This is a genomic window from Asanoa sp. WMMD1127 (genome assembly GCF_029626225.1).
In the GTDB taxonomy this organism is placed as follows: domain Bacteria; phylum Actinomycetota; class Actinomycetes; order Mycobacteriales; family Micromonosporaceae; genus Asanoa.
Genome location: NZ_JARUBP010000001.1, coordinates 7450584 through 7462858 on the forward strand (window position 1 = coordinate 7450584; position 12275 = coordinate 7462858).

At 74.3% G+C, this 12275-nt stretch carries 11 protein-coding genes; 4 read left to right on the forward strand and 7 right to left on the reverse strand.

Annotated features, from left to right (window positions below; translation table 11 throughout):
• The first annotated feature begins 29 nt into the window (after nt 1-29).
• On the forward strand, nt 30-620 hold the full coding sequence (locus O7635_RS35545; protein ID WP_278084869.1) for a DUF3043 domain-containing protein: 591 nt from the start codon (nt 30-32) through the stop codon (nt 618-620).
• 28 nt (nt 621-648) lie between these two features.
• Here O7635_RS35545 and O7635_RS35550 read toward each other — a convergent pair whose 3' ends face one another.
• Together O7635_RS35550 and O7635_RS35555 are read right to left on the reverse strand one after the other, a co-directional pair.
• Nucleotides 649-957 (reverse strand): AzlD domain-containing protein, encoded by a 309-nt coding sequence (locus O7635_RS35550; protein ID WP_278084870.1) that lies wholly within the window; start codon nt 955-957, stop codon nt 649-651.
• Nucleotides 954-1640, reverse strand: coding sequence for an AzlC family ABC transporter permease (locus tag O7635_RS35555; RefSeq protein WP_278084871.1), 687 nt, complete (start codon nt 1638-1640; stop codon nt 954-956). The genes O7635_RS35550 and O7635_RS35555 overlap by 4 nt, the downstream gene beginning before the upstream one ends.
• Before the next feature lie 67 nt (nt 1641-1707).
• On the opposite strand from O7635_RS35555, the gene O7635_RS35560 reads away from it, so the two are divergent.
• Complete coding sequence (locus tag O7635_RS35560) at nt 1708-2262, forward strand: XRE family transcriptional regulator (RefSeq protein WP_278084872.1); 555 nt, start codon at nt 1708-1710, stop codon at nt 2260-2262.
• Here the strand turns inward: O7635_RS35560 and O7635_RS35565 are convergent.
• Genes O7635_RS35565 through O7635_RS35575 form a run of 3 tightly spaced genes read right to left on the reverse strand, consistent with a single transcriptional unit; the run spans nt 2246 to nt 4794 of the window.
• Entirely contained in the window at nt 2246-3211 is a 966-nt protein-coding gene (locus O7635_RS35565; RefSeq protein WP_278084873.1) for an ATP-binding cassette domain-containing protein, read from the reverse strand. The genes O7635_RS35560 and O7635_RS35565 overlap by 17 nt on opposite strands.
• Nucleotide 3212: 1 nt before the next feature.
• Nucleotides 3213-4022, reverse strand: coding sequence for an ABC-2 family transporter protein (locus O7635_RS35570; protein WP_278084874.1), 810 nt, complete (start codon nt 4020-4022; stop codon nt 3213-3215).
• Nucleotides 4015-4794 (reverse strand): ABC-2 family transporter protein, encoded by a 780-nt coding sequence (locus O7635_RS35575; RefSeq protein ID WP_278084875.1) that lies wholly within the window; start codon nt 4792-4794, stop codon nt 4015-4017. Before O7635_RS35575 ends, O7635_RS35570 begins: the two co-directional genes overlap by 8 nt.
• A gap of 247 nt (nt 4795-5041) precedes the next feature.
• Here O7635_RS35575 and O7635_RS35580 point away from each other — a divergent pair, with 247 nt between their 5' ends.
• Together O7635_RS35580 and O7635_RS35585 are read left to right on the forward strand one after the other, a co-directional pair.
• Nucleotides 5042-10108, forward strand: a complete 5067-nt coding sequence (locus tag O7635_RS35580; protein ID WP_278084876.1) for a WG repeat-containing protein — start codon at nt 5042-5044, stop codon at nt 10106-10108.
• A gap of 43 nt (nt 10109-10151) precedes the next feature.
• Nucleotides 10152-11180, forward strand: a complete 1029-nt coding sequence (locus O7635_RS35585; protein WP_278084877.1) for an aldo/keto reductase family protein — start codon at nt 10152-10154, stop codon at nt 11178-11180.
• A 39-nt stretch (nt 11181-11219) separates the two neighbouring features.
• On the opposite strand, the gene O7635_RS35590 is transcribed toward O7635_RS35585, so the two are convergent.
• Complete coding sequence (locus tag O7635_RS35590; protein ID WP_278084878.1) at nt 11220-12014, reverse strand: site-2 protease family protein; 795 nt, start codon at nt 12012-12014, stop codon at nt 11220-11222.
• Entirely contained in the window at nt 12011-12211 is a 201-nt protein-coding gene (locus tag O7635_RS35595) for a hypothetical protein (RefSeq protein WP_278084879.1), read from the reverse strand. The genes O7635_RS35590 and O7635_RS35595 overlap by 4 nt, the downstream gene beginning before the upstream one ends.
• Between the last annotated feature and the right edge of the window lie 64 nt (nt 12212-12275).

A 12275-nucleotide genomic window follows, 5' to 3' on the forward strand; every position in this document is an offset into this window, starting at 1 on the left:
GTAAGCGCCGCGCCGCAGAAGGGCTTCCCGTGCAGTCGCTGTTTCGTCGCAAGTCATCCGACGTGGTCGAGGAGACCCCTGAGGCTCCCGAGCCGTCCCCGGCTGCCCGGCCGAAGGGCTACACGCCCGCCAAGGGCCGGGAGACGCCGAAGCGCCCCGGCGCGTCCCGCCAGGCCGGCGGCAACGCCAAGCCGCTGACCAAGGAGGAGACCCGGGAGCGCAAGCGCCAGCTGCGCCAGGAGGCCGCCGCCGAATACCGCCGCGAGGGCGGCCCGCGCGACCGCGGCCCGGAGCGCCAGCTGGCCCGCAACGTGGTCGACTCCCGCCGCACGGCGGGCACCTACTTCTTCGGCGGCGCGCTGATCGTGCTGATCGGCTCCAACGGCGCCATGCCCGACCTCGTCCGCACGGTGGCGACCTCGCTGTGGGGCGTGCTGCTGCTGGCCGTCGTGGTCGACGCGGTGTTGATCGCTCGCAAGATCAAGCGGCTGGTGCGGGAGCGTTACCCCAAGAGCGAGCAGAAGATGGGGTCGCTCTACATGTACGCGATCATGCGCTCGCTCACCTTCCGGCGCATGCGGGTGCCCCATCCGGCGGTCAAGCTGGGCGAAAAGGTCTGAGCGCGAAGCGTTAGGAACGGGCCGTTCCTTACTCCACGCCGGCCAGGCGGAGCAGGGCCGCGGTGGCCGCGGCGGCGACCACGACCACGACGAAGGGCGCGCGGCGCCAGGCCAGGACCGCGCCGACCGCCACCCCGGCCGGGCGGGCGACGCCGGCGAAGACGCCCGCGTCCATGAACGTCGCCGTGGCGGCCAGGGCGGCCAGCAGGGTGGCGGCGGCCATCGGAAGCAGGACCTGGACGCGGTCCGGCAGCGTGAGGCGGTCGCGCAGGACGAGGCCGGCGAGGCGGAAAGCGTACGTGCCGACGGCCAGGCCGACGATCACCGCGAGGATCATGCCGCCGCCTCCGGACGGCGCCGCACCAGCACCAGGAGCAGGCCGCTCAGCGCCAGCAGGACCGGCAGGCCCGCGGGCAGGAACGGCGTGGTGACCACGGCGACCAGGGCGCCGGTCAGCGCCACCAGCCGCGTGGTCGGGTCCCTGAGGGTGGGCAGCAGCAGCGCGAACAGGCCGGCGGGGAAGGCGGCGTCGAGGCCGAGGGCGTCCGGGTCCCCGACGTTGCCCAGCAGCACGCCCAGCACGCCACCGAGGTTCCACAGGACGAACAGCGTGCAACCCGTCGCCCAGTACGCCCGGCGGCGGCGCGCCGGGTCCGTTTGGGCCAGTGCGAACGCGACCGACTCGTCGACCAGCAGGTGCGCGCCGACCAGGCGCTGCCACCAGCGGCCGCCGATCGCGTCGCCGATGGCCAGCCCGAACGGCAGGTGCCGGGCGTTGAGCAGCAGGCCGGCGAAGACGGCGGCGAACGGGTTGCCGGCGGCGATCAGGCCGACGGCCAGGAACTGGGCGCCGCCGGCGAAGACGATCAGCGACATCAGCACGGTGAGCCCGGCGGGGATGCCGGCCGCGACGGCGATCGCGCCGAACGAGAGGCCCACGGCGAACGCCGCGAGCCCGAGCGCGCCCACGTCGCGCAGCAGGGTGCGATCCCCCAGGATGGACCGGGCGGCGACAGTCATGGTTCCGAATGGTGCCGCCGAACACTATCGTTCGTCAAGTCGAACGAAAAGACCGATGGAGCGAACGATGCCCGAGCCGACCATCGCCGCGACGATCGCCACGGCCCTGCGCCACGAGCGCGAGCGGGCCGGTCTTTCGCTGACCGAGCTGGCCCGGCGCGCCGGCATCGCCAAGTCGACCCTCTCGCAGCTCGAGAACGGCGTCGGCAACCCCAGCGTGGAGACCCTGTGGTCGCTCGGCGTCGCGTTGGACGTGCCGTTCAGCCGCCTGGTCGAGCCGCCGGCGCCGGCGCTGCGGGTGATCCGGGCCGGCGAGGGGCCGCGGATCAGCTCGGACCAGCTGGACTACACCGGGACCCTGGTGGCGGCCGGCTCCCGGGCGGCCCGGCGCGACATCTACGTGATGACGATCGAGCCCGGCGCGGTACGGCACGCCGAGGCGCACACCCCCCGCAGCGTCGAGCACGTCGTGGTCGGCGCGGGGCGGCTGCGCACCGGCCCGGCGGGCGAGACCGTCGACCTGGACCCGGGCGACTACGCGTCGTTCGCGGGCGACGTGCCGCACAGCTACGAGGCTCTCGTCCCGGGCACCTTCGCCGTGCTGATCATGGAGCATCCGTGACCGGGACGCCGGTGTAGAGCCGGGCCACCACGTCCTCGATGTCGGGCTCCACGATGGACACGTCACGGAACGCCAGGCCGGCCAGCCGGGCCAGCAGCTCGCCGGCGGTCGCCGTGGTCAGGTCGTACTCGAGCCGCAGCGGGCCGACCGTGACCAGCGTCGCGCCCGGCACCTCGGGTGGCGCCGCCAGCGGCTCCTCGAGCTCCACCACCACCCGGCGGCGCGAGCCGTAGCGGGCGTGCAGCGCCTCGATCGTGCCGTCGTGCACCACACGGCCGTGGTCGATGACCAGCAGCCGCCGGCACAACCGCTCGATGTCGGCCAGGTCGTGGGTGGTGAGCATGAGCGTCACGTCGCCGCTGGCGCCGAGCTCCGCCAGGAAGCCGCGGACCGCCTGCTTGCTGACCACGTCGAGGCCGATCGTCGGCTCGTCGAGGAAGAGCACCTCGGGGCCGTGCAGCAGGGCCGCGGTCAGCTCGCCGCGCATCCGCTGGCCGAGCGAGAGCTGGCGGACCGGCGTGTCGAGGAACGCGTCCAGGTCGAGCAGCGAGCGGCAGCGGCGCAGCCGGGCGGCGTGGTCGGCGGCCGGCGCCCGGTAGATGTGCCGCAGCAGGTCGAACGACTCGCGCAGCGGCAGGTCCCACCAGAGCTGGGTGCGCTGCCCGAAGACGACGCCGATCCGCCGCGCCAGCCGGGTGCGCTGGCGCACCGGGGACAACCCGCAGACGCTCACCTCGCCCGCGGTCGGGGTGAGCACGCCGGTCAGCATCTTGAGCGTGGTCGACTTGCCCGCCCCGTTGGGCCCGATGTAGCCGACCATCTCGCCCCGCTCGATCGCCAGGTCGACCCCGTCGACGGCGGCCACCGTGCGCCGGACGCGCCGCAGCCGGCCGGCCTTGACCCGGACCGTGAACTCCTTGCGCAACCCGTGCGCCGTGATGACCGCCATGTCAGGACCCCGTGCTCGTGTAGTGCCTGATGCCCAACCGCCAGACCAGCGCGGCGAGGACGGTGGCCGGCAGCGCGACCAGCGGCCCGCACCAGCCCACCCAGCCGGGCAGGCCGATCGGGTCGGGCCTGCCGAGCAGCGCCAGCGCCGGATAGTAGGAGACGAAGGCGAACCCGAGGCCGTACGCGAACGCGTTGCGGAACCATCCACTGTAGACGCTGATCGGATAGCTCGTGAAATCCCGCCCGCCGTAGGTGAACGCGTTGCCGATCTCGCCGGACTCGGTCCACCAGAAGGCGACCGAGGCCGTGACGACGAAGACGGCGCCGAAGAACACCACGCCGCCGAGCGGGGCGACGATCGCCAGCAGCACCCGGGCCGGCGTCCAGGTGATCCCGGCCGCGCCGAGGGCGACCAGATAGACGGTGACGCCGAAGGTCGCCCGGGACAGCTTGTGCAGCGGCAGGTCGAGCAGCACCAGTTGGGGCAGGGCGCGCAGCGGGCGCACCAGCACGGCGTCGAAGCGGCCCGTCCGCACGTACAACGTGATTCGCTCGATGTTGCCCACGAGCATGTCGCCCGTGGCGAACGCGGCCGCCGTCATGCCGGTGACCACGAGGGCCGCGCGCAGGTCGAGGCCGCCGAGCGTGCGGGTCACGCCGAACAGCACGAAGATGGTGAACACGTCGAGCACCGTCGTCCAGATGTTGGCGACGAGGTCGATGCCGAACGACACGCGGTACGCCGTCTGGCTGCGGGCCTGGGCACGCAACAGTTCCCAGTACGCGCGCGCGGCGCCGGGCTCAGCCACCCTGCACCACCAGCCGGCGTTCGGCCGCGCGCTGGACGACGCGACAGAGCACCAGCACCACGCACACCCAGACCGCCTGGACGGCCACGAGCCAGAGCTGGCGCGGCGTCGGGTCGACCTCGACGAGCACGTCCAGCGGCGTCTGGAACAGGCTGGGCAGCGGGGTGGCCACCCAGAGCGGCACGACGGCCCAGTCGGGCAGGAAGCGCAGCGGGAAGTAGAGGCCGCCGAGCACGCCGGAGAGCAGGGTCCAGAGGATCATCGGGCCGCGGATGTCGAGCAGCCAGTAGCCGGTGGCGTTGACCAGGTAGCGGCAGCCGAAGCAGAGCACCGTTGCCAGCACCACGGACAGGACGAACAGCGGCGGTGTCGACCAGCGGTGCGGCAGGTAGAAGGGGAAGAACAGCGGGCCGATCAGCACCGGCGGGAGGAACCGGGTCAGCACCGCGTGGCCGGCCCGGCCCAGATCGGTTGCCAGGTAACGGGTCACCGGGTCGACCGGACGGAGCAGGTCGGCGACGACGTCGCCCGTACGGATCCGGTCGGCGAGCTCGGTCCAGCCCCAGAGCAGGACGACGGCCAACAAACCCTGGCCGAACCAGACGAAGGTGGCGAGCCGGGCGGGGTCGTAGCCGGAGACGGTCGCCGTGCCCGCGCCGGCCGCGACGGCCAGCAGCACGTAGCAGCGCAGGAAGCCGAAAACGGTGTTGGTGAACGCCCCGGCTACGGTGGCTTGCCGATAGGTGGAGTATCGGCGGAATCCCGCGCCCATTAGCGCCAAGAATGTCCGCATATCGGCGGCGACATTCGCATAACGCGGGCGAGGGACAGTGGCGGTGACCAAGTCCACGCCGTTACCCTCCATCCGCGACATACGCCGTATCGGGCCGCGTGACAGTATCGGACGCCGGCGGATGCCGGGCGACACAAATTCCGACGAGGTGACCCGCCGTGAGTGATCGACGCGAACCGCGCTTCAGCGGCTCGCGCGCGAACCAGCGACGGATCGGCGCGCGCGGATGAGTGGCGAGCGCGCCGACCGCCGCGGCCGGGGAGGCCGCGGTCGCGACCGGCGGAGCGACGACGCCCGACCAGACAGCGGCTGGGGCGACGAGGACGGCTGGCTCCGCGAGCTCGGCCGCAGCGATCCCGACGCCGGCGGTGGCTACCGGGACCCCAACGACCCGTGGGCGTGGGCCAAGGACCGGCCGCCGGACCCGGGCTGGTCACCCATCGGCGTGCCGGCCGGACCCGGCGGGCCGGGCTGGGTCGACGAGCCGGACCAACCGGCGAACCCCGCCGGTCGGCCGCGTTCCGGTCCGGGCGAGCCGGCCTGGGTCAACGAGCGCACCGACGAATGGGCGGCGTCGAGCGGCGAGCGCTATCCCGGCGACACCCAACAGACCCGATCCGGGCGTACGGCCGGCCGGGCCAGCGTGCGCGCCGCGGAGCCCGTCGCCGACACCTCCTACAACGCGGACCCGCGGCTGGCGGACCCGAGCGCGACCGACCCGCACATGCCCGCCCCGGGGGCGGCGCACCCGGTGTCGCCGGTCGACGGCGCCGCGCCCCGTGACGGGCGTCGCGGGGCGCCGGGCGATCGTGGGGCGCCGGGTGATCGCGGCTTCGACGACCGACGCGAGGCGGCGTTCCTCGACGACCGTCGGCGTGACCGGTCTTCCGCGGGCCGGGAGCCGGTCTTCCAGGACGACCGCGGCCGCGGCTATGACGACCGGTCGGCTATGCGCGGCGGGCGTGAGGCGGCCTTCCTGGACGAACGTGAGCGCGACCGGCCGTCGGGGCGCGAGGCCGCGTTCCTCGACGAGCGTGGCCAGGACCGGCCGTCCCGGCGCGAGGCCGCGTTCCTCGACGAGCGTGGCCGGGACCGGTCGTCCGGGCGCGAGGCCGCGTTCCTCGACGAGCGCGGACGCGAGCGCCCGTCGGGGCGCGAAGCCGCGTTCCTCGACGAGCGTGAGCGCGACCGGCCGTCCGGGCGCGAAGCCGCGTTCCTCGACGAGCGTGGACGCGAACGCCCATCGGGTCGCGAGGCCGCGTTCCTGGATGAACGCGGGCGTGGTTACGACGACCGGCCGGCGTCGCCCGCCGGTCCCCGCGGTGCCGGGCGGCCGCAGTCGCCGGCCGGGCCTGGCTGGGACGACCGCCGGCCCGGGCGTTCCCAGGCGGATTGGGACGACCGACCGCGCTCCCCTGGCGACCGGGACGACCGCCGTTCCCGGCGGCCCGAACCGGACTGGGACGACCGGCCCGCGGCGCCCGCCGACCGCGACGACCGGCGCCGCGCCGGGCGGCCCGGACCCGGCTGGGACGACCGACCCGTGTCGCCCGCCGCTGACCGCGACGAACGGCGCCGCGCGCCACGACCTGGACCCGACTGGGACGACCGACCCGTCTCCCCCGCCGCTGACCGCGACGAACGCCGCCGCGCCCCACGGCCTGGACCCGACTGGGACGACCGACCCGTCTCCCCCGCTGCCGACCGCGACGACCGTCGAGCGGGGCGGCCCGGACCCGATCGGGACGAACGGCCACTGGCCCCGGTGGCGGATCTCGACGATCGGCGGCGCAGGGCGCGGTCGGAGCCGGAGTGGGACGACCGTGGCCGGCCGCCGGCGGCCGATCGCCGCACCGGGCGGCCCGGAAGCGGCGGGGACGACCGTCCCGTCTCGCCCGCCGCGGACCGGGACGGCCGCCGTCCGGCGGCGCAGCCCGACCGGCACGACGGTCGGCGCCCGGTACCGCCCGGATCCGACCGGGACGGGCGGCCGGTCTCCCCCGCCGCCGCGGGCCCGGACGACCGCCGTCGGCCCGCCCGGCCCGAGCCTGGCTGGGACGAGCGGGTCGTCCCGCCCGCCGCCGAGCGCGACGACCGCCGCCGCAGGCCCGAACCGGGCTGGGACGAGCGGCCGGCCGCCGTCGACCGCGGCCGGTCTGCCCGGCCCGAGCCCTGGTTGGACGAGCGGGTCATCTCGCCGGCCGGCGACCGCAACGACTACGGGCCCACGCGGCGCGAAGGGTGGGACGAACGGGTCATCTCGCCCGCCGGCGACCGCGACGACCACCGCCGTCCCGCACGGCCCGGGCGCGAGGCGGCCTTCGACGACCGGCCGGGCGCCGAGCGGTGGGACCGCGACACGGGGCGCCGTGGTGGGCCGGCCGGTCCGGTGTCGCCCGGGTACCCGGCCGATTCGGACCCGCGGCTCCTGCCCGACGAGCGGACGCCCGGGCGGCGGCCGCCACGGCAGGTCGACCGGCCCGCCGCCCTCCACGACGAGACCGCGCCGGTCCGGCCGATCGAGGAGCGCGAAGCCGCTCGGCGCGCCGACCGCCCCGGCGGCTGGGACGAGCGACGCGGCACGCCGGCCGGGCCGCCGCCGCGGGACGCCCGCCAGGATCGGCCCGTCGACGAGCGGCCGGCCGCGTTCCGGTCGCCTGCGCCGCCGCCCGCGCCCGAGGCGCCGCGGCCGGAGGAGCGCACGGTGCCCGTCCGCGACGAGCGGCCCGCCGCTCGCCGCGAGCCCGCGCTGCCGGTCGACGACCTGCCGACCGCGCCTCTGTCGCCACCGCCGCCGCGGCAACCCGAGCGGATGGCCGAGGTGCCGCGCCCGGCCGACCGTGACGGCGGTACGCCCGAGCCGTGGCTAGTGGCGCCCCCACCCCCGGCGGTGCCCGAACTGGGCGAGCCGCGTACGGCCGAGGTCGCGGGGCCGGCCGAGGCTGCCGCGGGCGTGCGCGTTCCGGCGCCGCGGACGGGCGACTCGGCGCCGGCCTACCCGCGGCGGATCTCCGATCAGGAGCTGCACGTCGCCGAGGTCGGCGAGACGCCGGCCGACCCGGCGCCGGCCACGCCGCGCGAGGACGTCGGCTGGTTCGGCGCCGCCAAGGCTGAACCCGCCGCGCCCGCGGAGGAGGAGACCGCTCCAGAAACCACGACGGCCGAGCCGGACCGACCAACCGAAGAGCAGACGGTCCCAGCCACGCCCGCGGCGCCCGACGCGCCTACCCCCGCAGCGGAGGCGGTCGAAGAGCCGAAGACCGAGACCGACCCGACCACCACCGAGCCGGTCCCGCCCACCCCCGAGGCGGTCACCCCGGAACCGGTCGCCCCGGAACCGGTCACGTCCGAGGCGGTTACCGCCGAGCCCGTCGAAGCCGAGGTGGCGAAGACCGAACCGGCTACCGACGAGCAGGCCGAAAGCGAGACTCCGGACGCCGAGCCGACCGAGCCGGAACCGCCCGCGGACGAGCCGACGGACCCGGCCCCGGTCGCGGCCGCGACGGCCGACCCCGAACCGGACAAGCCGGAACCCGCGGACGCCGAGCCCGCCGCACCCGAAGACCAGCCGGCCGCAGCCGACGAGCCCGCTGCGGAAGAGACCGCCACCGCCGAGCCCGCTGCGGAAGAGACCGCCGCCGCCGAGCCCGCTGCGGAAGAGACGGCCGCCGCCGAGCCGGCTACTGACGATCCGGCTGCTGACGAGCCGGGACCCGAACCCGAGGCGGCACCGGACCCCGAGCCGGCTCCGGCCGAGCCCTCGCGGCCCAAGCCACCCGCCGTGCCCGGCCTCCGCCTGGACCTCCACGAGGCGCCCCCGCCCGCGCCGGCGGCGGAACCCGCCGGCGAAGAACAGAAGGCATCGGCGGACACGGTGCTGCCGGCGCCGGAAGGCACCGCGGCCGGTGCCGCGACCGCCCTGCGCGCGCCGACGATGCTGCACCCGGTCGTCACCACGACCGACGACGAGGAACCCAAGCCGGAGCCCAAGGACCCGGAACAGGTGCTCGCCAGCTACCGGTGGCGGTTCCACCACGAGACGCTGCGCGAGATCGTCGAGGATCCGGACGAGCTGCGGGAGATCCGGGACCAGCTGACCGTCAAGGTCGACGCGGCCACCGACAACGCGTCGCGGGCCCGCCTGCTGAGCCTGCGCGCGGTGGTGAGCCGGATCCTGGGCGACCTCGGCAAGGCGCTGGCGGACGGCAAGCTCGCGCTCGCGCACGCCGAGGCGACCGGTGAGCTGCGCCGGATCGCGATCGCGCAGGCCCGGCTCGCGCACGTGCTGCAGTGGCGCGGCGACTACGCGGAGGCCGACCGGCTCAACGCGCTGGCCAACTCCCCCGAGCTGCCGGACCGACTACGGGCGACCATGCACGAGCACGCGGGCCGCTCCTGTTACGACCAGGGCCGCTACATCGAGGCCTGCAACCACTTCGAGAAGGCGCTCGACCTGCGCAAGGTCGACGACCCCGAGCTGATCGCCCGCACCGAGCAGGCGCTGGACGCCGTGCTGGCCAAGGTGGCGAAGAACGGGCTCGGGCCGTACCCGCGCGACGAGGACGAGATCCTCCAACTGCACAAGGCACCGACGCCGCTGTTCAGCGAGAAGGTCCAACGCTGGGGGTACGCGGACGCGGATGGTGAGTGGGCGATCGCACCCAGCTACGCCGAGGTGCAGCCGTTCCGTGAAGGGGTCGCCTGGGTCCGCCGGCCGGAGACGGAGCCGTGGGAGCTGATCGACGAGTCGGGCGAGGTGAAGATCTTCGCGTCGCTCGGCTACCTAGGCGTCGGCTCGTTCCACGACGGACTGGCCTGGGTCTCGCACAACGGGCGCAGCAACTGGCTGGCCATCGAGCAGTCCGGCAACGTGGCCATCAACATCGGCTTCGAGGACGTACGACCGTTCCGGGGCGGTGTGGCGGCCGTCAAGCGGGGCGCCTGGGGCGCGATCGGCAAGGACGGTCGCACTGTGTTGCCACCCCAGTACACCGGGTTCGCGACCGCGCTGACCGACGGGCGCTATGTGGACGGATTCACCGACGAGGGACTGGCCGTCGTGGACTCCGGCGGGCGCAAGGGCGTGGTCGACCGCAACGGCCGGGTGCTCGTACCGCCGCGGTTCGCCGCTCTGGTCATCCATCCCGTGGCGTTCCTCGTCGGCGGCGGCCAGGGGCTGTGGGGCGCGCTCGACCGCCGGGGCGAGCCGCTGATCGACATCGAGCACGGCAGCCGCGCGGCGGTGACCGAGGAGATCGACCGGCTACTCGCGGACACCAAGCCGGTGCTTTGAGCAAGATCGTTAGTGAATCGCTCTCGGGGTTAATGTGTCCCACATGGAATTCCGTCACCTAGGCCGATCGGGCCTTCAGGTAAGCGCGATCTCGTACGGCAACTGGATCACCCACGGTTCCCAGGTCGAGGAGGAGGCCGCGCTCGCGTGTGTGCGCGCCGCCCTCGACGCGGGCATCACGACGTTCGACACCGCCGACGTGTACGCCGGCACGCGGGCCGAGGCCGTGCTCGGCCGGGCCCTCAAGGGCCAGCGTCGCGAGGGTCTCGAGATCTTCACCAAGGTGTACTGGCCGGCCATCCCCTCCGGACCGGACGACACCGCCACCCCCGGCCCCAACGACCGCGGCCTCTCGCGGAAGCACATCATGGCGTCCATCGACGGCTCGCTGCGCCGGCTGCAGACCGACTACGTCGACCTCTACCAGGCGCACCGCTACGACTACGGCACGCCGCTGGAGGAGACGATGGAGGCGTTCGCCGACGTCGTGCACTCCGGCAAGGCGCACTACATCGGCGTCTCCGAGTGGCGGGCGGAGGAGCTGCGCGCGGCCCACAAGCTGGCCCGTGAGCTGCACATCCCCCTCGTCTCCAACCAGCCGCAGTATTCGATGCTGTGGCGGGTCATCGAGGCCGAGGTGGTGCCCACGTCCGAGGAGCTCGGGATCAGCCAGATCGTCTGGTCGCCGATCGCCCAGGGCGTGCTGACCGGCAAGTACCAGCCGGGCCAGCCGCCGCCGGCCGGTTCGCGGGCCACCGACGAGAAGTCGGGCGCCGGTTTCATCTCGCGGTTCATGAACGACGAGGTGCTGACCGCGGTGCAGCAGCTCAAGCCGCTGGCCGAGCAGGCCGGGCTGACGATGGCCCAGCTCGCCGTCGCCTGGGTGCTGCAGAACCCCAACGTCGCCTCGGCGATCGTCGGCGCCACCCGCCCAGAGCAGGTGCACGACAACGTCAAGGCCGCCGGCGTCAAGCTGGAGGAGGGTCTGCTCAAGCAGATCGACGAGGCGCTCGGCGGGCTGGTCGAGCGCGACCCGGCCAAGACCGAGTCGCCGCGCAACGTGCGCGCCTGACGCCCGGTGGCGGCGCGGCCCACGGCCGCGCCGCCGCTGTCAGGCCGGCTGCCAGAACCGCAGCAGGTCGAAGCCGAGCGCGTAGAGGTAGCGGTCGAGGCCGAGCACGTCGCCCACCGCGAACACCGCGTTGAAGAAGATCCGGTTGATCGTCGGCTCCCAGAGGAGCACGAACAGCAGGATGAAGCCGTACGGGGCCAGCACGTCGTACATCCGGCGGGTGTTGGGCTTGAGCCACGGCTGGAGCGCGTTGCCGCCGTCGAGGCCGGGCACGGGCAGCAGGTTGAGCACGGTGGCGGTGAGCTGCAGGAACGCCAGCAGCCCGACCCCGGCCCAGAACTCCAGGTGCGCCCAGACGTCGGGGTCGAAGGCGAACGGGATCAGCAGGACCAGCGTGAACAGCAGGTTGGTGGCCGGGCCGGCCAGGCTGATCAGCGACTTGCGCAGCCGGCCGCGGATGGCCGCGTGGTCGACCCAGACCGCGCCGCCGGGCAGGCCGATGCCGCCGAGCACCACGACGACCAGCGGCAGGATGATCGACAGCAGCACGTTGCTGTATTTGAGCGGGTTGAGCGTCAGGTAGCCGCGGTGCGCCACGTCGGTGTCGCCGGAGCGGTAGGCGACCAGGGCGTGCGCGTACTCGTGCAGGCAGAGCGAGACCAGCCAGCCCGAGATGACGAACACGAAGACCGCCAGGCGCGGGGTGACCTGGTGCCACGCCATCAGCCCGCTGAGCGCGAAGACCGCGACGATGGCCAGGAAGATGCCGCTCGGCCGGAACGCCGACCTCGGCACGCCCAGCACCAGCGGGTCGTGCCGCCGCCAGTCGCTCATTCGCCCGCGGGGGCCAGGGGCATGCGGTATTCGACCCGGTCGTCCTCGGCGAGCACCACGGTCGTCACCCCGGCGCCGGCGAGGTCGCGCCAGGTCTGCCCGATCCACGACTCGGCGTCGGCCTGGCTGCCGAACGTCTCGGCCGGGCCGGTCACCGGCTTGCCGTCCGCTCCCTCGTAGCGCCAGCTCCACGGCATCGCGTCTGCTCCCCTCGATTGAGACCTGCACAGCCTATCCGGGCCACCACCGCTACCCCGACCC